The sequence below is a fragment of the Gordonia sp. (in: high G+C Gram-positive bacteria) genome (assembly GCF_047602025.1).
In the GTDB taxonomy this organism is placed as follows: domain Bacteria; phylum Actinomycetota; class Actinomycetes; order Mycobacteriales; family Mycobacteriaceae; genus Gordonia.
The window spans coordinates 2821527-2846869 of the sequence record NZ_JASGII010000001.1 but is presented as its reverse complement, the minus strand read 5'-3'; the positions used below and the strand labels follow the sequence as shown (position 1 = coordinate 2846869).

Annotated in this window: 21 protein-coding genes and 1 pseudogene; 13 read left to right on the top strand and 9 right to left on the bottom strand. The window is 68.9% G+C overall.

The annotated features are described in order from the left end of the window. Window positions 1-9: 9 nt before the first annotated feature. The 4 genes from QM728_RS14265 (at window position 10) to QM728_RS14250 (ending at window position 6419) form a co-directional block, all read left to right on the top strand. Window positions 10-2082, top strand: a complete 2073-nt coding sequence (locus QM728_RS14265) for a hypothetical protein (RefSeq protein ID WP_415032663.1) — start codon at window positions 10-12, stop codon at window positions 2080-2082. 348 nt (window positions 2083-2430) lie between these two features. Further along, window positions 2431-3378, top strand: coding sequence for an alpha/beta hydrolase (locus tag QM728_RS14260; RefSeq protein WP_415032662.1), 948 nt, complete (start codon window positions 2431-2433; stop codon window positions 3376-3378). Between the two features lie 120 nt (window positions 3379-3498). After that, window positions 3499-5070, top strand: a complete 1572-nt coding sequence (locus QM728_RS14255) for an alpha/beta hydrolase-fold protein (RefSeq protein WP_415032661.1) — start codon at window positions 3499-3501, stop codon at window positions 5068-5070. Between the two features lie 236 nt (window positions 5071-5306). Then, the gene (locus QM728_RS14250) at window positions 5307-6419 is read left to right on the top strand and encodes a YdcF family protein (protein WP_415032660.1); all 1113 of its coding nucleotides are present in this window, start codon (window positions 5307-5309) and stop codon (window positions 6417-6419) included. A gap of 66 nt (window positions 6420-6485) precedes the next feature. On the opposite strand, the gene QM728_RS14245 is transcribed toward QM728_RS14250, so the two are convergent. Both QM728_RS14245 and QM728_RS14240 read right to left on the bottom strand, forming a co-directional pair. After that, window positions 6486-7220, bottom strand: a complete 735-nt coding sequence (locus QM728_RS14245) for a metallophosphoesterase (RefSeq protein ID WP_415032659.1) — start codon at window positions 7218-7220, stop codon at window positions 6486-6488. Between the two features lie 8 nt (window positions 7221-7228). Next, on the bottom strand, window positions 7229-9595 hold the full coding sequence (locus tag QM728_RS14240; protein ID WP_415032658.1) for an ATP-dependent DNA ligase: 2367 nt from the start codon (window positions 9593-9595) through the stop codon (window positions 7229-7231). 54 nt (window positions 9596-9649) lie between these two features. On the opposite strand from QM728_RS14240, the pseudogene QM728_RS14235 reads away from it, so the two are divergent. From QM728_RS14235 to QM728_RS14220, 4 genes and pseudogenes are all read left to right on the top strand, one after another. Beyond that, window positions 9650-10499, top strand: a pseudogene (locus QM728_RS14235) (Ku protein). Between the two features lie 67 nt (window positions 10500-10566). Beyond that, complete coding sequence (locus QM728_RS14230) at window positions 10567-12069, top strand: flavin-containing monooxygenase (RefSeq protein WP_415032657.1); 1503 nt, start codon at window positions 10567-10569, stop codon at window positions 12067-12069. Between the two features lie 19 nt (window positions 12070-12088). Next, window positions 12089-12529, top strand: coding sequence for a DUF4334 domain-containing protein (locus QM728_RS14225; protein ID WP_415032908.1), 441 nt, complete (start codon window positions 12089-12091; stop codon window positions 12527-12529). An 11-nt stretch (window positions 12530-12540) separates the two neighbouring features. Beyond that, a complete protein-coding gene (locus QM728_RS14220) occupies window positions 12541-13833 on the top strand; it encodes an alpha-hydroxy-acid oxidizing protein (RefSeq protein WP_415032656.1) in 1293 nt (430 codons plus the stop codon). A 39-nt stretch (window positions 13834-13872) separates the two neighbouring features. Here QM728_RS14220 and QM728_RS14215 read toward each other — a convergent pair whose 3' ends face one another. The 3 genes from QM728_RS14215 to QM728_RS14205 form a co-directional block, all read right to left on the bottom strand. Further along, entirely contained in the window at window positions 13873-14271 is a 399-nt protein-coding gene (locus QM728_RS14215) for a hypothetical protein (RefSeq protein ID WP_415032655.1), read from the bottom strand. A gap of 15 nt (window positions 14272-14286) precedes the next feature. Then, window positions 14287-15168: an oxygenase MpaB family protein gene (locus QM728_RS14210; protein ID WP_415032654.1), complete on the bottom strand. Its 882-nt coding sequence runs from the start codon at window positions 15166-15168 to the stop codon at window positions 14287-14289. 142 nt (window positions 15169-15310) lie between these two features. Continuing rightward, window positions 15311-16177 carry an oxygenase MpaB family protein gene (locus tag QM728_RS14205; protein WP_415032653.1) on the bottom strand — a complete coding sequence of 289 codons (867 nt, stop codon included), beginning with the start codon at window positions 16175-16177 and terminating at the stop codon, window positions 15311-15313. A 145-nt stretch (window positions 16178-16322) separates the two neighbouring features. Here QM728_RS14205 and QM728_RS14200 point away from each other — a divergent pair, with 145 nt between their 5' ends. Genes QM728_RS14200 through QM728_RS14185 form a run of 4 tightly spaced genes read left to right on the top strand, consistent with a single transcriptional unit; the run spans window position 16323 to window position 20665 of the window. Beyond that, window positions 16323-16946, top strand: a complete 624-nt coding sequence (locus QM728_RS14200) for a TetR/AcrR family transcriptional regulator (protein WP_415032652.1) — start codon at window positions 16323-16325, stop codon at window positions 16944-16946. 35 nt (window positions 16947-16981) lie between these two features. Next, window positions 16982-18193 carry a DNA polymerase IV gene (dinB, locus tag QM728_RS14195; RefSeq protein WP_415032651.1) on the top strand — a complete coding sequence of 404 codons (1212 nt, stop codon included), beginning with the start codon at window positions 16982-16984 and terminating at the stop codon, window positions 18191-18193. 38 nt (window positions 18194-18231) lie between these two features. After that, entirely contained in the window at window positions 18232-19401 is a 1170-nt protein-coding gene (locus QM728_RS14190) for an acyl-CoA dehydrogenase family protein (protein WP_415032650.1), read from the top strand. A gap of 7 nt (window positions 19402-19408) precedes the next feature. Further along, window positions 19409-20665: an acetyl-CoA C-acetyltransferase gene (locus QM728_RS14185; RefSeq protein WP_415032649.1), complete on the top strand. Its 1257-nt coding sequence runs from the start codon at window positions 19409-19411 to the stop codon at window positions 20663-20665. Here QM728_RS14185 and QM728_RS14180 read toward each other — a convergent pair. Genes QM728_RS14180 through QM728_RS14165 form a run of 4 tightly spaced genes read right to left on the bottom strand, consistent with a single transcriptional unit; the run spans window position 20662 to window position 23911 of the window. Then, on the bottom strand, window positions 20662-21117 hold the full coding sequence (locus QM728_RS14180) for a MaoC family dehydratase (RefSeq protein WP_415032648.1): 456 nt from the start codon (window positions 21115-21117) through the stop codon (window positions 20662-20664). The two genes, QM728_RS14185 and QM728_RS14180, sit on opposite strands and share 4 nt — an antisense overlap. Before the next feature lie 4 nt (window positions 21118-21121). After that, entirely contained in the window at window positions 21122-21970 is an 849-nt protein-coding gene (locus QM728_RS14175; RefSeq protein WP_415032647.1) for a MaoC family dehydratase N-terminal domain-containing protein, read from the bottom strand. Continuing rightward, complete coding sequence (gene fabG / locus QM728_RS14170) at window positions 21970-22707, bottom strand: 3-oxoacyl-ACP reductase FabG (RefSeq protein ID WP_415032646.1); 738 nt, start codon at window positions 22705-22707, stop codon at window positions 21970-21972. Before fabG ends, QM728_RS14175 begins: the two co-directional genes overlap by 1 nt. A gap of 4 nt (window positions 22708-22711) precedes the next feature. Continuing rightward, the gene (locus QM728_RS14165) at window positions 22712-23911 is read right to left on the bottom strand and encodes an acyl-CoA dehydrogenase family protein (RefSeq protein ID WP_415032907.1); all 1200 of its coding nucleotides are present in this window, start codon (window positions 23909-23911) and stop codon (window positions 22712-22714) included. A gap of 61 nt (window positions 23912-23972) precedes the next feature. Here QM728_RS14165 and QM728_RS14160 point away from each other — a divergent pair, with 61 nt between their 5' ends. Then, window positions 23973-25235, top strand: coding sequence for a CoA transferase (locus tag QM728_RS14160; RefSeq protein ID WP_415032645.1), 1263 nt, complete (start codon window positions 23973-23975; stop codon window positions 25233-25235). Window positions 25236-25343: the final 108 nt, after the last annotated feature.

Below are 25343 nucleotides of genomic sequence, written 5' to 3'. Positions count from 1 at the left end.
GTGAGCAGCGTGGGATCCCCCTCGCCGGGCTCGACCGCCTCATCAGTCGCTGAGGGGTCTCGGCTGCGCACCCGCGTCGCCATCGGCAGCTTCTCGATCGGCGCGATCGTCGTCGCCACACTCTTCGCCACCGGCGGTTGGCAGCGGCGCTGGAACGCCGACGACGGCCTGATAGTCCTGCGCACCGTCCGCAACCTGATGGCCGGCAACGGCCCGGTGTTCAACATGGGCGAGCGCGTCGAGGCCAACACGTCGACGCTTTGGCAGTACGTCCTCTGGTTCTTCGCCTGGCTCACCGGCGGGCAGCTCGAATGGGTCGCCATCTGGACCGCGCTGGTGCTGTCGGTGCTGGCCGTTCCGCTGGCCATGTACGGCGCGGCCAAGCTCTACTGGCCGTCGCTGTCGGCCAGCGGCCTGAGCCTGCTGCTGCCGCTCGGCGCCATCATCTACATCGCCCTGCCGCCGGCGCGCGACTTCGCCACCAGCGGTCTGGAGAACGGCCTCACCATCTTCTGGGTCGCCGCGCTCTGGGTGTTGTTCCTGTCCTGGTCGCGACGGGAGGCCGGTACCAGCCGCGACCGGCTCGACACACTGTTCCTCGCCTTCGTCGCCGGCCTCGCCCCGCTGATCCGTCCGGAGATCACCGTCCTGGGCGCACTGGTCCTCGTGGTGATCTTCCTGGCCCCGACGACGTGGAGGATGCGCCTGGGCATCGCCGCCGTCGCCGGCTTCCTGCCGGTCGCCTACCAGGTCTTCCGGATGGGCTACTACGCCGTGCTCGTGCCGAACCCGGCCATCGCGAAGGACGCGTCGGGCTCCAAGTGGGGCCAGGGCTTCAAGTACCTGTTCAACATGTTCGGGCCCTACGTGCTGGTGCTGCCGGTGATCCTGGCGCTCGTCGCGGTCGGGTGGCTGGTCTACGCGCGCCGCGCCGCGCCGGCCAACCCCGCGCTGCCCACCGAGCCCGCCTCCCGCGGCCGCCACGCCAAGCCCGAAGACGACGCCGAGACCGTCGCGCTGCGCAAGCCGTCGGCGTCTGAACCGTCGTCGACGGGGCTGCGCGGCCGCTGGAGCTCGCTGCAGCAGGGACTGCGCCGACCCCGGACCGTCGTGCTGGTCGTCGTCGCGGCCGGCCTGATCCTGAGCCTGTACTGGCTGCGCCAGGGCGGCGACTTCATGCACGCCCGCGTGCTGCTCACGCCGCTGTTCATCCTGCTGCTGCCGATCATGGTCATCCCGGTGACCGTGCCGGAGAACGTCCGCCTCGCCTGGCGGCGCAGCGCCAGCCCCGCCGACGACGTCGTGCGCCGCAAGACCCGGACCGCGCTGGGCGGCGCCGTGCTGCTCGGCGTGATCTGGATAAGCACCGTCTGGTGGGCGGTCGCCGTGCACGAGAACACCCTGCCCGGCGACGGCCTCGACATCGGCCGCGTCGGCATCGTCGACGAGCGCCGCTTCTACGCCGTCAACATGGGCAACCCGAACCCGGTCACCGCGCAGGACTACCTCAAGTTCCCGCGCATGCAGGCGATGATGGACTCGATCGAGGAGTTCCACGACAAGGGCGCGGTGCTGATCGCGTCGGCGAACTACGACGAGTGGTACTACGTCAAACTCCCCGACAAGATGCCGCCGAACACGCCCCGCCAGGTATCGGTGTTCTTCCTGAACCTGGGCATGACGAGCATGAACGCACCGCTCGACGTCCGCGTCATCGACCAGATGGGCCTGGCGTACCCGATCGCCGCGCACACCGACCGCCTGCCGGACGGGCGCATCGGCCACGACAAGATCCTGCCGCGCGAATGGGTCGTCGCCGAGTCGGGCGCCTTCGGCCGGTCGCCGCTGCTGCCGAGCTTCATGGACGAGGAAGTCGTGCAGCAGGCGCAGGTCGCGCTGACCTGCCCGGCGACCATGGACCGGATCGCGTCGTACAAGGACAAGCCGTTCACCATCAAGCGCTTCCGCAGCAGCCTGCGGCAGGCCTTCGGCTTCACCAAGTACCGCATGTCGCGGGTGCCGGAGTACGAAATCCAGCGCTGCGGCCTGCCGATGCCCCCGCGCATCAAACCGGACAAATAGCCGGTCAGGGCCATAACCGACCGGAATCCGGGGCGGGAAACCTGCAGGTTTCCTGTCAACCTGAGAAACAGCTAAACGGGGTCGGACCTGCGACGATGGTGTGCGTGAAGCTCGGGGGAGCGCCGTGTAGCCCCGTTCACAGCCGCAGCGGGTTTGTGAGTCACAAACCCGTTGCAATACGATTCCTTAGCGTTGCGGTTTGCCGGGATCTGTCGTGTTCCACGCCCGAAGCCGCTTAAATCGAACAAGTGGTTTCTGCCATGTGGCACGGAACCGCGGACAGCCGCGCCGGATGACCGCGCGCGGGACGGATATGGAGAGATCGGTCGGATGTCGAAGACTGCGTCTATGAAGACGAGGACCCGCGTTCTTGCGGCGACTGTCGCACTGTCGGCCACTGCCGGCGTCGTCGCGACGACCGGCGGCGAGGCCGCCGCCCGCATCGGTGGCACCCAGGTCGGCAAGCAGCAGTTCTGGATCAACGGCTGCGGCATGCCCAAGGTGAAGGTCCGCGCCTGGAAGCGCCCCGGCAACTACAAGACCGTCATCATGCTCGACGGCATGCGCGCCCAGTACGACTACAGCGGCTGGGAGATCAACACCAACATCCAGGAGATGGTCCGCTCCGGCGTCAACGTCGTCGAGCCCGTCGGTGGTCCCGCCAGCTTCTACACGGACTGGGTCGCCCCCTCGAACTTCAACCACCAGCGCTACCGCTACCGCTGGAACTGCGTCATCACCCGGTCGCTGATCCGCAACCTGGATGCCCGCGGCTTCCGCGTCGGCAAGCGCAAGAAGTACGCCATCATGGGCCTGTCGATGGGTGGCAACGCCGCCCTGTCGATCGCGGCGCAGAACCGTCGCAACTTCGACCGCGCCGGTTCGCTCTCGGGCTACAACTGGCTGTCGGCGCCCGGCATGCGGACGATGATCCGCCTGGCCATGCTCGACGTCGACCCGAAGCCGTGGAACGTCGACTCCATGTGGCCCTTCTTCGGCCCGCAGTGGTTCCAGAACGACCCGATGATGAACATCAACGGCCTGCGCGGCATGAAGGTGTTCGTCGGCTCGGGCAACGGCCTGTTCGGCAAGTACAACGCCCTGCCGAACGTCTTCGACGACCTCTTCAAGGGCTCGACGCTGGAGTTCCTGGCCTACACCCAGGCCAAGGCCTTCCAGGCCAACGCCGCGATCCAGGGCCTGCCGGTCATGACCTACGACGCGGTCGGCACGCACGCGTGGGGTTACTGGCAGGACATGGTCTGGAACGCCAAGGCGCGCGGCTTCTTCCGCTAGCCCCTGAAGTAACAAAAATCCCACGTGTAACAGCGTGGCAACCGTACAACTCAACGCCCTCCGTGTAGGAATTACACGGAGGGCGTTGTGCTTTCTCGCCGGGCCTGCGCGGCCTCGGTGATGAGCTCCGCCCGCCGATGTTGCGAAGGAGCGGTACTGGTGAGGACCTGGGGGCGCCGAGCGTCGTCGGCCCGGTGGGCGGGCCGTGCGGCAGCATGCGCACTGGCCGTCGGCCTGACCGTTCCCCTCGTCGCTCCCGCCGTCGCTGCTCCGCCCCCGCCGCCCGCGCCTCCCGCCGCTCCCGCGCCCCCGGCTCCGCCCGCTCCGACGCAGGTGGCCCCGCCGCCCGCGCCGAATCCGGCTCCCGCCCGTCCGGCCCCGCCCGCGCGGCCCGGTCCGCCGCCCCGTCCGGGTGCGCCCAAGCCGCCGCCCGCCGCGCCGGCTCCCGACGCCGCGCCGTCGGGTGTGCGCGTCACCCGCACGTTCTGGTACTCCGATCGTCGCGTCGCACTGTGGGTCTACTCGCCGGCGATGAACACGCCGATCCAGGTGCAGCTGCTGTTGGCGCGCGACTGGTGGTCGCGGCCGACGGCGAAGTTCCCGCAGTTGACGATGCTCGACGGCCTGCGCGCCCAGGATGACCAGAACGGCTGGGTCATCAACACGAACATCATCGACTTCTACAAGGACAAGAACCTCAACATCATCCTGCCGATCGGCGGGGAGTCGAGCTTCTACACCGACTGGCAGCAGCCCGACCGCGGCAAGAACTACAAGTGGGAGACCTTCCTCGTCCGCGAGCTCCCGCAGATCCTCGAACGTGACTGGCGCTCGACCGACGTGCGCGGCATCGAGGGGCTGTCGATGGGCGGCACCGCCGCGATGGCGTTGGCCGGTCGTAACCCCGGGTTCTACAAGTTCGCCGCGTCGTTCTCCGGCATCCTGCAGCTGACGTCGCTGGGCATGCAGCCCGCCGTCCAGTTCGCGATGCGCGACGCCGGCGGGTACGACTCGCAGAAGATGTACGGCCTGCCGAGCAATCCGGCGTGGAAGGAACACGACCCGTACCTGCTCGCCGACCGACTCGAGGGCACCAGCCTGTACGTCTCGTCGGGCAACGGCATCGTCGGCCCGCACGACAAGCCCGCCGACATCCCGCTGCTCGCGACGAACTACGCCGGCGTCGGGCTCGAGCTCCTCTCCCGCGTCACGTCGCAGCAGTTCGCGTCCGAGTTGAACCGTCGGGGCATCCCCGGCCAGGCGGTCTACCGGCCGTCGGGCACGCACACGTGGCCGTACTGGCAGTTCGAGATGACCCAGGCGTGGCCGCAGGCCGCGAGCGCGCTCGGGTTGTCGGAGGACCGTCCCGCCTGCCGCACCGGCGGCGCGATCAAGAAGGTTTACGACCAGAACAAGCGTCTGCTCGGCGAATGCTTCACGCCGGAGTACTCGGTGCCCGGTGGTCGGGCGCAGGACTTCCGCGGCGGTCGGATCATCACCGGTCCGAAGGGCCCGAAGATCGTGACCGGCGCGATCGGTGGCGCGTACGTCCAGGCCGGCGGTCCCGGCGGGCGACTCGGGCTGCCCGTCGCCGGCGAGCACCCCACGCGCGACCGCAAGGGCAAGGTCGCCGACTTCCAGCGCGGCAAGATCACCTGGACCCCGCGCCGCGGCGCTGTCGTCGGCAAATAGCGCCGACTGGGCACCCCAACGTCGCCGAGTGGGCACCCCAGCATCGCCGAGTGGGCGGTGCAGAACCACCGAGTGGGCGGTGCAGAACCGCCGAGTGGGCGGTGCAGAACCGCCGAGTGGGCGGTCGACAACCGCCGAGTGGGCGGTCGACAACCGCCGAGTGGGCGGTGCAGTCGTTGCCGATCCGAGACCGGACCGAACCATCCGCGTAGCACCCCGTCGATACTGTTACGTGTGTGACTAATGGGACTAATGTGAAGAAGCGCGTCGCTGCCGGAGCAGCGGTCGTTGCCGTGGCCGGCCTGGGTGGCGTTGCCCTGGGCACGCTGCCGACGAACTCGACGTCGGTCACCCGGACCGCCGACGAGATCACGCCGTCGGGCCTCTACAACTCCGCGCAGAAGAGTTTCGCCGCGCGCAAGGTCACCGACGGCCTCGAGAGCATCAAGCGCATGCTGGCCATCACGGCCAACGACCCCGACGCCCTGACGCTGCAGGCGGTTTGGGCCGACCAGGAGGCCGACGCCGCCACGCGCGACGCCGCGCTGCGCAAGCTGTCGACGGTTCGTCCCACCGCCGCCGGCAAGGCCCGCAACCTCGTCGAGGGCGTCACCAGTGCTGCTGCGCTGGTGCCGTCGACCAGTCCCGTAAGCGCGCCGTCGGGCTCGGCCATCGTCATCCTCGGCATGGGTCTGCGCGCCAACGGATCGATGGCGCCCGAGCTCATCAACCGACTCAAGGCCGGACTCGACCAGGCCGAGATGTCGCCGCAGACCCCGATCTTCGTGACGGGCGGTCTGCCGAAGAAGGGCATCACCGAAGCCGGGACCATGAAGAAGTGGCTCATCAGCAAGGGCGTTTCGGAGTCGCGCATCACCACTGAGGACAAGTCCACCTCGACGGTGACGAACGCTCAGAACACCACCGAGATCCTGCGCATGCGCGGGGTTTCCCAGATCGTTCTGGTGACGTCGCCCAACCACATTCGACGAGGCGCCGCGGACTTCGCCGGCGCTGGGACGAAGGTGGTGGGCGCGGTGACGACGTCGACGGACCTCAGCCGCTACAGCAAGCCGCTCACCGGCGCGAGCATCGCGGGGATCCGCTACGAGGCGACGCGCGCCGCCAACATCCCGGTGACCAAGGGTGCGTCGGACATCCTCCCCGACACCGGCCCGGGCCTGATCGGCGACATCGCCGACAAGCTGATGAACGAACTCATGCAGGGCAATGGATCGAAGGGTGGCGCCGCCAAGGGCGCTCCCGCGGCGCCGCCTGCGCGCCCGGCCGCACCGGCTCCCGCGCGACCGGCCCCCGCGGCGCCGCGTCGTGCGCCTGCGCCGCGCTGACCGCACACTCGGTGGTGTCGGACTGCCCACTCGGCGTATGTTGGCCGCCCACTCGGCGATCTGGCGCTAGGGGATCGCGCGGAAGTGCGTGATGACCCGACCGTCGTCGTCGACGAGGTGGAAGGCGACGCCGGCGGGCTGGTTCTTGTTGACGACCTCGGTGCCCTCGAAGGGCAGGTTGAGCGTCGACGCCACGCCGGGCGCCAGGCAGAGCGGTCGCCCGTGGAAGGTCGTCACCGCGGGCGTGTGCGCGTGACCGCACACCAGCGCGACGACATTCGGGTGGTCGTCGAGCACCGCGGCCAACCGATCGGGCTGCTGCATCATGATCGAATCCATCATCGGCATGCCCAGCGTCACCGGCGGGTGGTGGAACGACACCACGACTTTCCCCGGAGCCGCGGCCAGCTCGTGGTCGAGCCACAGGATCGTCTCGTCGTCGAGGAAACCGCTGCGCTCACCGGGCAGTGAGCTGTCGACGGCGAGCAGCGTGACGTCCCCGACGGTCAGCGCCACGTTCACCGGCGACGTCGGCTCGACGTCGGGCCGGAACACGGCGTTGAACGACGGTCGCGCGTCGTGGTTGCCGATGGTGACCAGCGTCGGCAGCGGGCTGTGGATCAGCTTGCGCGCCTCGGCCATCTCCTCCGGCGAAGCGTGGTCGGTGAGATCGCCGGTGACCAGCAGCGCGTCGATCCCGTCGGCCCGCGAGTTCACGTAGTCGAGCGCGGCCTCGATCCGCCCGCGGTTCCGGTGGGTCCCGTTGGCATGCAGGTCCGAGAGCTGCGCGATGACGAACACGCGGCCTCCTACAGATCCCCGGGCAGCTTGTCGTGCCTGATGCCCCGCCAACTCGGATGGCGGAGATGCCCGGTCGACGTCCAGTCTAGGAACTGCACTTCGCCGACGATTTTCGGCAACACCCAAGTGGCACTCGACGCGACCGGCGCATCGATCTCGTCGAGGAACGGGCTGCGGCTGATGGTGAGCGGCTTCAGTTCTGCCGCAAGGGTTTTCAGTGCCGCCTCGGTGAACCCGGTGCCCACCCGTCCGACGTAGCGCAGCCCGGTTTCCTCCGGCAGGCCGACGAGCAGCGACCCGATCATCCCGGACCGGTTGCCCCGCCCCGGCCGCCAACCGCCGACGACGACCTCGATGTCGGACCAGTTCTTGTGCTTGAGCCACGTCTTCGTCCGACGACCCTGCTGATACGTCGACGACCGCCTCTTCGCGACGACCCCCTCGTACCCGCGATCTCGACTGGCCGCGACCGCGGCCTTCCCCGGCCCGGGCAGCAGTGGCGGGATCTCGACGTACGGCGACCGCTTGAACAGCGGCGCCAACTCCTCGAGCAGCGCCCGCCGCTGCTCCCACGGCGTCGACAGCAACGACTTGCCGCCCAGCGCCAGGATGTCGAACAGGAACAGTTTGAGCTGGTACGGCTCGGTGGTGTTGCGCCGCGAGCTCAGCAGGGTGAAGTTGGTCCGGCCCGACGAGTCGAGCGCGACGACCTCCCCGTCGAGGACGACGTCGAGCATGCCGAGCTCGTCGGCCATGACGGTCAGTTCCGGGAAGTCGCCGGTCATGTCGATGCCCGACCGCGACGAGAGCCGCAGCTTCCCGCCGACGTACCGCGCGATCAGCCGGTACCCGTCCCACTTGCCCTCGTACGCCCAGTCGTCGTCGAGCTTGTCGATGGACTCGTCGGTCGCCAGCATCGGGCGCGGATCGGCCAGCGACTCCGGCAGCAGCGGTCGCGGCTCGTCGGCCATCAGGTGCACGAGCCAGTTCTTGTCGCCGCCCTCGCCGCGCCCGGTCTTGATCAGCGCGTACCGCCCCTGCACGCGCTCGCCGTGCAGCACGACGATGACTTCGTCATCGCGCCACTTCTCCAGTGTGTACGTGCCGCTGTCCCAGATCGACACGCTCCCGCCGCCGTACTCGCCCTTGGGGATCTCGCCCTCGAACCGCGCGTACTCGAGCGGGTGGTCCTCGGTGTGGATGGCCAGACGGTTCTGCGTCGGATCGTCGGGCAGGTTCTTGGGCACCGCCCAACTGACCAGGACGCCGTCGTGCTCGAGTCGGAAGTCGTAGTGCAGGCGGCGCGCGTGGTGCTCCTGGATGACGAAGGTCGGGCCGACGACGGCGTCTCGATACAAATCCTCGCTGCGCTCGGATTCACTCGACGACCGAGAAGCGGGCGCGACGCCGGGCTCGGGCGTCCTGCCGGGGGTGCGTTTGCGACGGTACTCACCGAGGTTCACGACCTCGGTTTCGTCGCCACTCGACGACCCTTCTGGCGAGGAGGTGTATCGAGACCCGTCGTCCAGCCCCGACAACAGGTCACCGTCGGCCTCGACGCGGTCGAGCACCTCGTCGAAGCGCAACTGCCGCAGATCGTCGTCGCCCAGCTCGTCCCACGACCGCGGGGCGGCGACCCACGGCTCCTCGCGCCCGCGCAGCGAATACGGGGCCAGCGTCGTCTTCGACCCGCTGTTCTGGCTCCAGTCGATGAAGACGCGCTCGTCGCGCACCGACTTCGTCATCGACGCGGTGATCTCGTCGGGGTGCGCGGCGGCCAAGGCCTCGGCGACCTCCTTCGCGACGGCCCGCGCCGAATCCGGTGCGACCGGCGGATCCATCCGCGCGTACAGGTGGATGCCCTTGCCGCCGCTGGTCACCGGCCAGCACGACAGCCCGACGTCGGCCAGCACGTCGCGGATCAGCAGCGCGACCCGTGCGCACTGCGACAGCGGCACCCGGGGACCGGGGTCGAGGTCGAAAACCACCCGATTCGCGAGATCGTCGGTAATCCGCCACTGCGGCACGTGCAGCTCGAGCGCCGCGAGCTGGGCCAGCCACACCAGATCCGCGCGCCCGGTGATCACCGGGTAGACGATGGCGCGCTGGCTGTGCCCGACGGTCTGCGTCGCGAGCCAGTCCGGGCTGCCGGCGGGCAGGCTCTTCTCGAAGAAGGGAGCGGCGTCGACGCCCGACGGCCAGCGCTTGCGCGTGACGATGCGGTCGCGCACGTGCGGGAGCATCGCGTCGGCGATCCGCGTGTAGTAGTCGATGACCTCGAATTTGCGCGTGCCGGTCGCCGGGTAGAGCACCTTGTCGAGGTTGGTGACGCTGATCGCGCGGCCGTCGACGTCGAGCACACCGCCGGAGGACATGTCTCCATCCTGCCAACCCGTGGCAATCCGCGCCGACAATGGCACAATTGGCCCATGCGCTCGATCTGGAATGGCGATCTGAGCTTTGGCCTGGTCAATGTCCCCGTCAAGGCCTATTCGGCGACGGAGAGTCACGACCGCAAGTCACACCAGGTCGACGCCAAGGACGGGACCCGGATCCGCTACAAGCGGGTGCGCGAGGGAACCGACACCGAAGTCGACTTCGCCAACATCGCCAACGCCTATGAGGCCGACGACGGCGAGACCGTCATCCTGACCAAGGACGACCTCGCGACGCTGCCGGTGACCCGCAGCCCGGAGATCTCGATCCTCGAGTTCGTGCCGGTCGACCAGGTAGACCCGATCTACTTCGACAAGCCGTACTACCTCGAGCCGTCGTCGAAGTCGCCGAAGGCCTACGTCCTGCTGGCCAAGGCGCTGGAGAGCACCGACCGCCTCGCCATCGCCGAGTTCACCCTGCGCAACCGGACGCGGCTGGCCGCGCTGCGCGTCATCGACGGCGTGATGACCCTGCAGACGCTGCTGTGGCCCGACGAGGTGCGCAAACCCGACTTCGACTTCCTCGACGGCGACGTCGAGGTGCGCGACCAGGAGCTCGAAGATGGCGAAGTCGCTGATCGAGACGATGGCGAACGACTTCGACCCGGGTGAGTATTCGGACACCTACACCGAGGAGCTCGGCAAGCTCATCGATTCCAAGGTCGGCGGCAAACCGGCCTTCGACGACGCCGAGCCGGAGAAGCCGGCCGAGGACGGCGAGGTCGCCGACCTGCTCGCCGCACTGCGCGCGTCGGTGAAGGACCGCGCCGACAAACCGGCCAAGAAGCCCGCCGCGAAGCCGAAGACGGCCAAGAAGGCAGCTGCGAAGAAGGCAGCCAGTTAGCCAGATGTGACAATGAACATTGTCGCGTCCGACTAGGCTGCACCACAGCAGCCAGCAAGGAGTCACCATGCCCACCAAGACCGATGCCATCGACGTCCTGATCGTCGGGGCCGGCCTGTCCGGCATCGACGCCGCGTACCGGCTGACCGAGCGCAACCCCGACTTGAAGTACACGATCGTCGAGCAGCGCGACCAGCTCGGCGGCACCTGGGACCTGTTCCGCTACCCGGGCGTGCGGTCGGACTCGGACATCTTCACGCTGAGCTTCCCCTGGTACCCGTGGAAGGGCACGCGCACCGTCGCCGAGGGCCACGAGATCCGCGAGTACCTCGAGGACACCGCGCAGCACTTCGGCATCGACAAGCACATCGACTTCGGCGTGAAGGTTCTCGCGGCCGACTTCGACACGTCGACCGACCTGTGGACCGTCGAGACCGAGGTCGGCGGCAAGAAGCGCACGTACACCTCGCGCTTCCTCTACGTCTGCGCCGGCTACTACCGCTACGACCGCGGCTACGAGCCCGACTTCCCCGGCATCGACAAGTTCGGCGGCCAGGTGGTCCACCCGCAGTTCTGGCCCGAGGACCTCGACTACACGGGCAAGAAGGTCGTCGTGATCGGCTCGGGCGCGACGGCGGTGACGCTGATCCCGTCGATGGCCGACGACGTCGAGAAGATCACCATGCTGCAGCGGTCGCCGACCTACATGCTGGCGCTGCCGTGGTCGGATCCGATGACCAAGATCGTGCAGAAGGTGTTGCCGGGCACGGCCGCCCACAGGGTGATCAGCACGCGCAACGCGCTGGCCACGTTCTCCTTCTACCAGTACTGCCGACTGTTCCCGAAGCTGTCGCGGCGCACGCTGCGCGCGATGGCGAAGGCGCAGCTGCCCAAGGGCTACCCGGTCGACGTCGACTTCAAGCCGAAGTACGAGCCGTGGGACCAGCGCCTGTGCGTGATCCCCGCCGGCGACCTGTACACGGCGATCCGCAAGGGCAAGGCCGAGGTCGTGACCGACCAGATCGACTCCTTCGACGAGACCGGCATCCTGCTGAAGTCGGGCAAGCACCTCGACGCCGACATCATCGTCACCGCGACCGGCCTCGAACTCGTCGCCATGGGCGGTGCGGAGGTGTCGATCGACGGTGCCGAGCAGAAGCCGGGCGACAAGTACGCCTACCGCGGCTACATGCTCAACGACGTGCCGAACCTCGCGTGGGCCGTCGGCTACACCAACGCGTCGTGGACGCTGCGCGTCGACCTCACGGCGCAGGCCGTCGCCAAGCTGATCGCACTCATGCGGGAGAAGGGCTACACGCACGCCTACCCGACCGCCGAGGGCGAGGTCCTCGAGGATGCCCCGCTGCTCGAGCTCGACTCGGGGTACGTCCAGCGCGCCCAGGGCAACATCCCCAAGGCCGCGCGCACCCAGCCGTGGGTGGTCCGGCACAACCTCGTGCTCGACGCCTACGACGCCCGCCGCTACGACCTCACCGAGGCGATGGTGTTCGGCACCGCCGACCAGGGCAACGGCAAGGGCAAGAAGAAGGAGGCGAAGGCCAGTGCCTGAGCAGGACGCCGCTGGCCAGATCCTGGCCCGCATCGACTCCGGCGAGAAGAACCACGCCGACGCCCTCGACGAGCTGTGGGCCCAGTTGCCCACGGTCCGCATCGACGAGATCCTCGGGTCGTGGCGCGGCGGCGAACTGCCGACCGGGCACCCGATGGACGGCCAGCTGCAGCAGGTCGGCTGGTACGGCAAGAACTTCATCTCGCCCACCGACGTGCAACCGCTGGTCTGCCGGAACGCCGACGGCGAGCTCTACTCCAACAAGGAGCTGGGCAACGGCGAGGCGAGCCTGTGGCACGTCGAGTTCCGCGGTGAGGTGACCGCGTCGATGGTCTACGACGGCCAGGCGGTGATCGACCACTTCAAGAAGGTCGACGACAACACCCTCATGGGCATCATGAACGGCAAGTCGTCGTTGGTGCGCGACAAGCACTTCTACTTCTACCTCGTGCGCGACTGAACGCTCGTCCCGTGGAGCAAGGCTGCGGCCGCGAGCGGCAGAACGTCATCTACCGGGCGGGCATCGCCGACCGGAAGCCGAAGGTGCCCACCGACTTCGCCGAGTTGGAGCGTCGTGCCCACGACGCGATGTCGGACAAGGCGTGGGCGTACATCGCCGGTGGCGCCGGCGAGGGCGAGACCATGCGTGCCAACCGTCGCGCGCTGGACCGGTGGGCGATCGTGCCGCGGGTCCTGCGCGACGTCTCGCAGCGGTCGCTGGGCATCGAGCTGTTCGGCCAGCGGCTGCCGGCGCCGCTGCTGCTGTCGCCGGTCGGGGCCGGTGGATTGGTCACCCGCGACGCCGACGTCCTGATCGGACGCGCCGCCGCCTCGCTCGGGCTGCCGTACATCTTCTCCAACCAGGGCAGCGCGTCGATGGAGGACGTGGCCGCGGCGATGGACGCGGTTGAGCCCGGGTCGCCGCGCTGGTTCCAGCTGTACTGGTCGACCGACGAGCAACTCGTCGACAGCTTCGTGCGACGGGCCGAGGCGATCGGCGCGGCGGCCATCGCCGTCACCCTCGACACGACGATGCTCGGCTGGCGCCCGCAGGACCTCAACCTCGGCTCGCTGCCGTTCGCGCGCGGCGAGGGGATCGCCCAGTACACGCGGGACCCGCGATTCCGGGCGATCGTCTACGAGAAGGTTGCGCACCCCGATCCCGACGCGGAGTCGCCGAAGCCGTCGCTCGGGGCGATCAAGACGCTGGTGTCGATCGCGCGGAACGCTCCGGGCAGCTGGTGGCGCAACCTCGTCGACAAGCACCCGCGCGCGGCGGTCGAGACCTTCCTGGCGATCTACTCCAACCCCGGGCTGTCGTGGTCGGACGTCGCCGGCCTGCGCGAGCGCACCACGTTGCCGATCGTCCTCAAGGGCGTGCTGCATCCCGATGACGCGCGGCAGGCCGTCGACACCGGCGTCGACGGGATCATCGTGTCCAACCACGGCGGACGGCAGATCGACGGCTCGATCGGCTCCATCGACGCCCTGGTCGACGTCGTCGATGCGGTCGACGGTCGCATCAAGGTCCTCGTCGACTCGGGCATCCGCACCGGCGCCGACGTCTTCAAGGCGCTCGCCCTCGGCGCCGACGCGGCGTGCATCGGCCGACCACACATGTACGGGCTGGCGATCGACGGGGAAGACGGCGTCCGCGACGTCATGGCGAACATCGCCGCCGAGCTGGATCTCACCCTCGGACTGTCGGGCCACACCGACGTCGCGGCGCTGGATCGCGACGCGCTGAAGAAGCTCGATTACTAGTTCGTTGGCATGTCTGACCCGGCGAGACGACGTCGGAACTCAGCGCCGGACGAGGCGATCGCGCAGCGGTGTGTTGCCGACCATGCGGTCGGTGCGGTACCCGTAGCGGGTGCGGTAGTAGCGGTCCGCCGGGTAGAGCGGATCGGTCGCGATCCAGCCGCCGTTTCGGGCCGGCCGGATGCGGAAGACGTTGGTCGACTTCTCCTCCGACGGCGGGTAGGCGATCGTCAGGATGTTGCCGCTCACCGTCGCCGGCCACCGCTTCTTGCGGATGTGTGGGCGGACGATCCACAGGTTGGGGGCGTCGAGGACGATGCTCTCCTTGACGAACCAGTAGTTCCCCGGGGTGATGTCGGCGCGGGAATCCGGTGCGCCGACCGTCGACCCGGCGATCGCAAGGGTCCCGGCGAGGAGTAGCGGGGCGACCCAGCGCGGCATAGCGCTGATCCTAGATCAGATCAGCGGCTGGCCGGTGCGGATGCGCCGGCGGACGTCGGCGAGCAGCACACGGAACGGCAGCTCCTGGATCGGCTTCGGAGTCAACCGGGTGGCGGTCCGAATCAGGACGTTGTGGGCGTCGAAGAAGCGCTTCTGCCCCTTGGTCGGGTGCAACTTGAGCATGTCCTGGAACTCGGTCGGCAGGTAGCCCAGGGTCAGCGCCTCGGCATACCAGCCCAGCAGGGCGGTCGGCACCTCGCCGAGGAAGGTCAGCTTCGCAAGCTTGGTGAGGTACTTGCGGACTTCCTCGTCCATCTCGATGCCGGCGACGGTCTCGTCCCAGTACTTCTGGAAGTCGGCGCGGGTCTCCGGCCACATCTCGTAGGGCATCTGCAGCGTGGTGCCCATGGTGGCGCCCATGCGGTAGTGCTCTTCGCTGAGGTTCTTCTTGTGGCCGTACAGGCGCTCGGTGTCCTCCCAGCCCTTGTAGAGGCAGGCGGCGACCCAGAGCTGCAGCTTGGGGTCCATCGCGTTGTACTTGACCGGCGATTCCTTGGTCGAGTGGACCTGGCGGTGGGCGGAGTTGACCGCTTCGCGGTACGCCTTGCGGTCCGCCGGGCTGCCGATCGCCGCGACGGCCAGGTAGCTCAGCGTCGTGCGGGTGCGCTTGATCGGGTGCTTGAGGATGTTGCCCGACTCGACCTTGCTCTCGACGACGCCGCGTCCGACCGGGGCGTTGGCCATCTGCATGATCACGTTCGCAGGTCCCGCGAGCAGGGCCGCGGAGTGCAGCGGGATCGTAGAAACGAGCGCGTCCATCTCTTCGCGCGACATGCGCTCGGGTCGCTGGTCGGCGGGGACGTACGACGGAATGGCGCTCGACGAGGTGGCTGTCATGCTCGCTCCTAGGTTGGTAGAACGATTATCCCACTCTCGCCGTTGAAAGTGTGACAACAACCGTTCTCACTTTCATTGAACGCCCCGACGAGGCCGGTGTCAACGTGACTTTGGGCCCTGGTCCACGACTGCGTGACTGGGGTTACACCAAGGGTTTGCCGATGCGCTGTCGCAGCCGCATATCGAGGATGAGCAGCCGGAACGGGAACTCCGCGATAGGACGCGGGATGAGCCTGCCGACGATGCGCCCGGCAACGTTGTACGTGTCGAAGAATGCCTTCTGCGCGCGGGTCTGCTCGACCTGCATCATCTCCCGGAACTCCGGGGGCAGGAACCCGACGGTCATCGTCTCGGAGAACCAACCGCCGAGCTTCGAGACGACCGGGCCGAAGTTCTCCACCCGAGTCAGGCTGCGCAGGTAGTCGCGCACCTCGTCGTCCATCTCGATGCTGGCGACGGTGTCGTCCCAGTACTTCTGGAACTCCTGGCGGTTGGCCGGCCACATCTCGCGCGGCATCTGCAGCGTCGTGCCCATGATCGCGCCCTGTTGGTAGGCCTCGTCGTTCAGGAGTTTGGGCGAGCCGTAGAGCTTCGCGGTGTCTTCCCAGCCGCGGTAGAGGCAGGCGGCCACCCACAGCTGCAGCTTGGGGTCCATCGCGTGGTACTTCACCGGCGATTCGGCCGTCGAGCGGACCTGCCGGTGCACCGAGTTCACCGCTTCCCGGTAGGCCTTGCGGTCCGCCGGCGTGCCGGCCACTGCGACAGCCATGTAGGTGATCGTGGTGCGCGCCCGCTTGACGGGGTGCTTCATCGCTCTGCCCGACTCGACCTTGCTCTCGACGACGCCGCGCCCGACAGGGGCGTTGGCCAGTTGCATGATTACGTTTGCGATTCCGGCGAAGGTGCCCGCCGGGAACATCCGCAGCGCGTCGGTGGGCAGGGCGTCACGCTCCTCGCGGGACATGCGGGCCGGCTCGCCCGGCGGTACCAGTCTCAGCGACTCGGTCATGAGGGCTCCTCTGGGGCGTTAGTGAGAACGCACGTTGTCACAATCGAGTGAACGCCGGTCGGTGGTGGTTGTCAACGCTGGTCGACGCGCGCCGCGTCCCCTGATACTTACCCGCCCGAGCGCGTGGCTTTGACACAATGGACAGATGTCCTCCCCGTTGTCGATGAACGAGCTGCGCACCTACGCCGGTGAGCAGGGCGACCAACGCGTCGCCCGCCGGCGCCAGCAGCTGCTCGACGCGGCGCTGGAAACGCTCGGATCCAGCGACGGCGGCAGCCTGTCGGTTCGCGGTGTGTGCCGCGAGGCGAAACTGACCGCGCGCTACTTCTACGAGAGCTTCGCCTCCGCCGACGACCTGGTGGCTGCGACCTACGACGGCGTCATCGACGAGATCATGGCGACGGCGAGCGCCGCCTTTGCCAAGCCGACCAAGATCACCGACCGGGTCCGCGCCGCGGTGGCGGCCATCGTCGACCTCATCGACGGCGACCGCCGCAAGGGCCGACTGCTGTTCTCGCAGAGCCTTGTCTCGCCGACCCTGGCGAACCGCCGGTTCGCCGCGACGCAGAAGTTGGCCGAGATCACCGCGCAGTCGGCGGCGAGCATCAAGAACTCGGCATCGCCCGCCGACGTCGCCGCGGCGTACTACCGGGTCGGCGGATTGGCCAACCTGCTGGCCGCGTGGCTCGACGACCACGTCGAGCTGTCCCGCGACGAGCTGATCGACTCCTGCACAGCACTGCTGATCGGCGACCAGGGCTCGCAGTAGTCCCGACTGTCAGGGCGCGATGACACCATCGCGCCATGCGGATCGAGCACGGCGAGCGGATGAGCGCGTCGATCCTGCACGCCGACCTCGACTCCTTCTACGCCTCCGTCGAGCAGCGCGACGACCCGGCGCTGCGCGGGCGACCGGTCCTCGTCGGCGGCGGGGTGGTGCTCGCCGCCAGCTACGAGGCCAAGGCGCTCGGGGTGAGCACCCCGATGCCCGGCGGTCAGGCCCGCGCGCTGTGCCAGGGCGCCGCGGTCGTCGTACGGCCCCGGTTCGACGCCTACGTCGAAGCCTCCCGCGCGGTGTTCGAGGTCTTCCGCGACACCACCCCCATCGTCGAGGGCATCTCCGTCGACGAGGCCTTCCTCGATGTCGGCGGGCTGCGCAAGATCGCCGGCAGCCCAGTGGCGATCGGTGCGCGGTTGCGTCACCGGATCCGCGACGAGGTGGGTCTGCCAATCACCGTCGGCGCCGCCCGCAGCAAGTTCCTCGCCAAGGTGGCCAGCGCCGTCGGCAAGCCCGACGGCCTGCTCGAAGTGCCGGTCGGCGGCGAACTCGACTTCCTGCACCCGTTGCCGGTGCGCCGACTGTGGGGCGTCGGGGCCAAGACCGAGGCGCGCCTGGCCGACGCCGGCATCGAGACCGTCGGCGACCTCGCCGCGCTTGGCGAGGAGCACCTGTCCCGACTCCTCGGCCGCGGCTCCGGTCGACACCTGTACGCCCTGTCGATGGCCCGCGATCCGCGCCGTGTCGAAACCGGCAAGCGGCGCAAGTCGATCGGCGCACAGCGCGCGCTGGGTCGGCGCATCAAGTCCGAGGACGAGATCGAGTCGACGCTGATCGCCATCGTCGACGGCCTCGGCAAGCGCTTGCGGACGGCCGACCGCCTCTGCCGCACCATCGTGCTTCGGCTGCGCTTCGACGACTTCGACCGCGTCACCCGGTCCCGCTCGGTGGGTGAGCCCACCGACTCGACCGCGGTGGTCCTCGCCGTCGCGCGCGGGCTCTTCGACGAGGCGCTCCCGCTCATCCGCGAGCGCGGCTGCACGCTGATCGGGCTGTCGTTGACGAACCTGTGCGGCCACGACGCGGTCCAGTTGGCGCTCCCCTTCACCGCCGACCACGACGCCGAACTCGACGTCGCCGTCGACCGGCTACGCACCCGCTACGGCCGCGACGCCGTCACGCGCGGGCGGCTCGTCGGGCGGCACCACGGGCCCGACGCCCCGATGCTGCCGGATTGATCGTCGCGCCGGTATCGCGTCAGGGCAGAATGCCTGACATGACCAAGGACGAAGAGGACATGATCGCGTTGGTGCGCGACTTCATCGACCAACGGGTCGTCGGCAAGGTCCGCGAGTTCGACGAGCCGGACGTCTACCCCGAGGAATTCATCGAGGAGATGAAACAGCTCGGCTTCTTCGGCCTGCTCGCCCCCGCCGAGTACGGCGGCGTCGACGTGTCGATGGCCTGCTTCGCCCGCGTCTGCGAGGAGTTGGCCCGCGGCTGGATGAGCCTCGCCGGCGCCATCGGCGGCCACTCGGTCATCACCTACCTGATCAAGACCTTCGGCACCCAGGAGCAGAAGGACAAGTACCTGCCGCAGATGGCGGAGGGCAAGATCCGCGCCACCATGGCCCTGACCGAGCCCGGCGGCGGCAGCGACCTGCAGGCCATGCGGACCTATGCGGCCCCATCCGACGACGGCTACACGATCAACGGTTCGAAGACCTGGATCTCCAACGCCGCCCACTCGGGACTGTTCGGGCTACTGTGCCTGACCGACCGCGACGCCAAGCCCGCCCACAAGGGCATGAGCGTGATCCTGGTTGAGCGCAGCGAGGGGAGTCCCGACCTCGAGCCCGGCGACGGCTTCACCATCTCCAAGAAGCTGCCCAAGCTCGGCTACCGCGGCGTCGAGGCGTGCGAGCTGGTCTTCGACGGCCTGCACGTCCCTGCCGACGCGGTACTGGGCGGCGAGCCGAACAATGGTTGGGGCCACATGATGCGCGGCCTGGAGGTCGGTCGCATCCAGGTCGCCTCGCGCGCGCTCGGCGTCGGCCAGGCCGCGCTGGAGGCGGCGACGAAGTACGCCCAGGAGCGCGAGTCCTTCGGCCAGCCCATCTGGAAGCACCAGTCGGTCGGCAACATGCTCGCCAACATGGCCACCAAGCAGCAGGCCGCGCGGCTGCTCACCGTCGACGCCGCGGACAAGCTCGACCACGGGGTGCGCGCCGACATGGAGGCCGGGATGGCGAAGCTCTTCGCGTCGGAGACGGCGATGGAGATCGCCCTCGACGCGATCCGCGTGCACGGCGGCTACGGGTACTCCAAGGAGTACGACGTCGAGCGCTACTTCCGCGACGCCCCGCTGATGATCGTCGGCGAGGGCACCAACGAGATCCAGCGCAACGTCATCGCGGCGCAGCTGATCGCCCGAAACAAGATCTGAGGACGCCATGACCGGACTGCGCCGAGCCGCGATCGTGGCGCCCCTGCGGACCCCCGTCGGCACCTTCGGCGGCGCGCTCAAAGACCTGCCCGTCGAGGACCTCGGCGCGACGGTGGTGCGTGCCGTCGTCGAGCGTTCCGGCATCGATCCGGCCCGCATCGACGACGTCGTGTTCGCGCAGTCGTATGCGAACTCCGAGGTGCCGTGCGTCGGGCGCTGGCTCGCGCTGCACGCGGGCCTGCCCATCGAGGTGCCCGGCATGCAGCTCGACCGGCGCTGCGGCGGCGGCCTCCAGGGCCTCATCACCGCGGCGATGATGGTGCAGACCGGCGGCGCCGACGTCGTGCTGGCGGGCGGCGTCGAGTCGATGAGCCGCATCGAGTACTACTCGACCGCCCAGCGGTGGGGTGCGCGCGCGGGCAACACGGTGATGTACGACCGCCTCGACCGCGGTCGTGAGCGCTCCCAGCCCGAGGACCGGTTCGGCAAGATCTCCGGGATGATCGAGACGGCGGAGAACCTGGCGACCGACTACGACATCACGCGCGAGGCGGCCGACGCGTACGCGGCCCGCAGCCACCAGCGCGCCGCCGCGGCCTGGGCCGCCGGCAAGTTCGATGCCGAAGTGGTGCCGGTCTCGGTGCCCGCCCGGCGCCGGGAGCGCCAGCGAGCGGGCCGAATCCAAGGCGGCAAAGGTGACGTCGATGTTTTCACCCGCGATGAGGGAATCCGACCCGACACCACCGCCGCGACGCTCGCCAAACTGCGGACGGTGATGCCGGGCGGCACCGTCACCGCCGGCAACGCCAGCCAGCAGAACGACGCGGCGGCCGCCTGCCTCATCGTGGCCGAGGACAAGCTCGACGAGCTCGGCCTGACGCCGATCGGCTACCTCACCGGGTGGGCAGCGGCCGGCTGCGATCCCGCCCGCATGGGCATCGGACCGGTTCCGGCGGTGGCCCGCCTCGCCGAGCGCTCCGGCACGACCGTCACCGCGCTGCTCGACGGGCTCGACCTCGTCGAACTCAACGAGGCCTTCGCGGTGCAGGTCCTCGCCGTGCTCAAGGGCTGGGGGTGGGACGAACAGGACCGGCTCAACGTCAACGGATCGGGCATCTCGCTCGGCCACCCGATCGGTGCGACCGGCGTCCGAATGGTCACGACCATGCTCCACGAACTGCAGCGCCGCGGCGGCGGCCAGGGCCTCGCCACCATGTGCGTTGGCGGCGGCCAGGGCCTGGCCGCGACTTTCGAAGCCGTCTAGGGAGTGATCACGACCAGCGTCTCGGCGACGCACGCGGGCTTCGCCGCGCCGCTGGCGGTCACGGCGTACTTGATCGTCAACGTCGCGCCGGCCGGGCCCTCGGTCAGGTCGGCGAACGTCGCCGTCGCCGTCAACGAGCTATCGACGGGTACCGGCGACGGAAAGCGCACCTTGTTGGCGCCGTAGTTGATCCGCGCGCCGCCGAAATCGAGGTGGAACAGGTCGGCGCCGAAGAGCGGCAGCAGCGACAGCGTCAGGTAGCCGTGCGCGATCGTCGTGCCGTACGGACCGTCCTTCGCCCGCTCGGGATCGACGTGGATCCACTGGTGGTCGCCCGTAGCGTCGGCAAAGGCGTCGATCCGCTGCTGGTCGATCACGACCGGTTGGCCGGGTCCGATCTGTTCGCCGAGCGCGGTGCGGACTTCGTCGAGAGAGCTGAAGATGCGGGGCATTGGGTCAATCCTTCCGTCCGGCCAGGGTCAGGCCGAGGGTGGTGCCGGGATGTTCGGCGTCGGGTCCGAAGAGTTCCACCGTCTTGCCGGTGTCGGTCGGCCGGGCGCTGATCGTCGCGGTCTGTTCGCAGAACAACGGTGCGTTCGTGCGGTGGGCGAGTGCGGTGACCGGAGAACCGTCGTCGAGGCGGTGCGCTTCGGCGAGGGCCAGGGTCTGCAGCGGGCCGTGCACGACGAGTCCCGGATAGCCCTCGACGCCGGTCGCGTACGGCCAGTCGTAGTGAATGCGGTGTGCGTTGGCCGTCGCCGCGGAGAACCGCATCAGCAGCGTCGGGTCGGTGCGGAAGCGCCAGCGTCGTCCATCGGCGGATAGCGGTGCTCCGACCGGTTCATTCGAAGGCGTCGCAGCTTGGTCGGTCGCCGGGGAGGCTTCCCGATAAATCAGGTTCTGCTTCTCGGTGAGCGAGCCGTTGGGGCCGATGAGGGTCGTCGACGTCACGACGATGACGAGCGTTCCGCTGCGGCCCGACTTCTCGGTCACGGACTCGACGATCGCTTCTCGTCGTACCTCGTCGCCCACGCGCAGGGTCCCGCTGTACTCGGCGGAACCGCCCGCGAACATGCGTCGTGGCAGCTTCACCGGCGGCAGGAAGTCGCCGCGCCGCGGATGGCCGTCGGACCCGAGCTGCGATGACGGGCACCAGCGCGGCAGCGCCACCCAATGCCAGAGCGGTGGCAGCGGGTCGCCCGGCCGCGGCGTCGGCAGGCCGTCGTCGAAGAGCGCGGCCAGTGCCGCCACCGGGCCGGGGTCGAGGACCTCATCGGTGGTGACCGTGCGCGGCTCCCAATCCATCACATGTACCGGCCGCCGGTGACCTCCAGGACCGTTCCGGTCATGTACGACGAGAGGTCGCTGGCCAGGAACAGCGCGACCTTGGCGATCTCGTCGGGCTCGCCGGCACGGCCCATCGGGATCTCGGTCATCTTCGAATCCCACGCCGCCTGTGGCATCGCCTCGGTCATCGCGGTGCGGATCAGGCCGGGCTGGATCGCGTTGATCCGCACCCCCTTGGCGGCCACCTCCTTGGCGGCGGCCTTGCTCATCGCGACGATTCCGGCCTTGGCGGCGGCATAGTTGGTCTGGCCGAAGTTGCCGACCTTGCCGGAGATCGACGACATGTTCACGATCGCACCGCTGCCCTGCTCGCGCATGATCTCGGCGGCGAGCTTCATACCCAGCCAGGTGCCCTTGAGGTGCACGTCGATGACCTGGTCGAACTGTTCCTCGGTCATCTTGCGCATGGTCGCGTCGCGGGTGATCCCGGCATTGTTGACGACGACATCGAGCGAGCCGAAGGTCTCGACGGCGGTCCGGAGCAGCGCTGCGACGTCGTCGGCCTTGGTGACGTCGGCAGCGACGCCGACCGCCTCGGCGCCGATGGACGTCGCCGCCGAGGCGACCTGTTCGGCGTTCATGTCGCCGAGGACGATGTTGGCGCCCTCGGCCGCGAAACGCTGTGCGATGGCCAGGCCGATGCCCTGGGCGCCGCCGGTGATGACAGCGGTTTTGCCGTTGAGAAGTCCGGTCACTTGCTCAGCCTTTCGTCGCTTGCTTCTTGGCCTCGCGCACGAGACCGCCGCCGATGATGAGGCGCTGGATCTCCGAGGTGCCCTCGTAGAGGCGCAGCAGCCGGACGTCGCGGTAGATGCGCTCGACGGGCATCTCGCGCATGTACCCGCTGCCGCCGTGGACCTGCACGGCCTTGTCGGCGACCTGTCCGACCATCTCCGTGCAGAACAGTTTTGCCACCGACGGCGCGATGCGCCGGTCCTCCTCTGCGACCCACTTGCGGGCGGCGTCGCGCGCCAGTGCGCGCCCCGCCATGATTCCGGTCTGCATGTCGGCGATGTGGGCCTGGACCAGCTGGAAGTCGCCGATCGGGGTGCCACCCTGGGTGGTGACAGCGACGTGCCGCAAAGACTCGTCGAGCGCCCGCTGGGCGGTACCGACCGACATTCCGGCGATGTGGACGCGACCGCGCGCCAGGGACGTCATCGCGGCGCGGTAACCGGTGTCGACATCACCGCCGACGAGGGCGGCGCCGGGCACACGGACGCCGCTGAAGGACACATTCGACGTCCACGCGCCCTGCTGGCCCATCTTCTCGTCGTGCGGGGCGACGGACAGCCCCTTGGCGTCGGCCGGGACGAGGAACACGGCGATCCCCGGCCCGTTCTCGTCGGCGGGTCGGGTGCGGGCGAAGGTGACGAACAGATCCGCGGTCTGTGCGTTGGTGATGAAGCACTTCTCGCCGTCGATGACCCACTCGTCGCCGTCGCGGACGGCCTTGGTGCGCAGCCCGGCAGGGTTGGACCCCGCGCCCGGCTCGGTGAGGGCGAACGACGCGACGACCTCGCCGGAGGCGATCTTGGGCAACCACGCCGCCTGCTGCTCGTCGGTGCCGAAGTTCACCAGCACCTGACCGGCAATCCCGTTGTTGGTGCCGAACATCGAGCGGACGGCGAGCGAGGTGTAGCCGAGCTCCATCGCCAGTTCGACGTCCTGGGCCAGATCGAGGCCCAGGCCGCCCCACTCCTGGGGAATCGCGAACCCGAACAGACCCATGTCCTTGGCCTGCTGCCGCAGGTCGTCGGGGATGGCGTCGTTGTCGGCGATCTCGGCCTCGCGGGGCACGACGCGCGTGCGGACCCACTCGCGCACCGAGTCGCGGATCGCGGCGAAGTCATCGGCATCGACTTCGGCGCCGGCGATCGCCGGGCTCGTGTCAGACATCGGCATGCACTAGAAACTAATGCATGGGCGCAGACGTGGACTGGGAACGGTCGGTGGCCGCATGAGCGGCGACCGGCCCCTCGACGGGCTGCGGGTCGTGGAGTTCGCCAGCTTCGTCGCCGGGCCGTCGGCCGGGATGACGCTGGCCCAGCTCGGCGCAGATGTCATCCGGATCGATCCGCTGGGCGGGAACGCCGACTACCGGCGGTGGCCGGTTGACGCCGGGTCGAGCGACAGCGAGGGGGATGCGGCCGGGTCGAGCGACGGCGAGGGGGATGCTACCGCGTCGGAGAACAGCCTCTATTGGACCTCGCTGAACCGCGGGAAGCGGTCGGTGGCGGTTGACGTCCGTGATCCGGCCGGGCGCGAATTGGTGGTGGCCCTGGCAACGGCCCCGGGGCGCGACGCCGGGATCTTCGTCGACAACACGGTCGGGCGGCCGTGGCTGGCGCACGACGAGTTGGCGGCCAAACGATCCGACATGATCACCGTGCACATCGAGGGCCGCGCCGACGGTTCGAGCGCCGTCGACTACACCGTGAATTCCGAAGTCGGGGTGCCCGACCTGACCGGGCCGGTCGACGGTGGTCCGGTCAACCACGTGCTGCCCGCGTGGGACCTGATCGCCGGGCAATCGGCGACGACGGCCCTGCTGGCCGCGCTGCACCGGCGGGAACGAACCGGTCGGGGGGCGCGGATCGAATTGGCGCTCGCCGACGTGGCCGCCGCGGGGGTGGCCAACCTGGGCTGGGTCACCGAGGCCGCACAGCGCGGCGACCGCGAGCGGCACGGCAATCACCTGTACGGCACCTTTGGCTGCGACTTCGAGACCGCCGATGGTCGGGTCATGGTCGTAGCCCTCTCTGGCCGGCAGTGGAAGAACCTCACCGAGGCGACGGGAACGACTGCGGCACTCGCCGAGCTGGGGGAGTCCGTCGGTGCCGACTTCTTCACCGACGAGGGGCGGTATTCGCACCGTGCCGCGATCACCGACGTGCTGCGTCCCTGGTTTGCGGCGCGCACGTCGGCACAGGCCGCCGAGGCGCTGGAGGCCGGCGGTGTTCTGTGGGGTCCGTACCGGACGATGCGCGGCTTCGCCGACGAGTACCGCTCCGATCCGTCGTCGGCGCCGGTCCTCGTCGACGTCGAGCAGCCGGGCATCGGTTCGGTGATCTCGGCGAGCGCACCGTTCCGCGTCGACGAGGAGTACTCCGGCGCCGTACCGGCCCACGACCTCGGCGCGGATACCGAGCAGGTCCTGGGCGAAGTGCTCGGCCTGTCTGACGCCGAGCTCGCCAAGCTCAAAGCCGCCGGCACCATCTGACCCCCCTTTCCGCCGAGTGGGCGGTCCAACATCGCCGAGTGGGCGGTCCAACATCGTCGAGTGGGCGGTCCAACATCGCCGAGTGGGCAGTCCAACATTGCCGAGTGG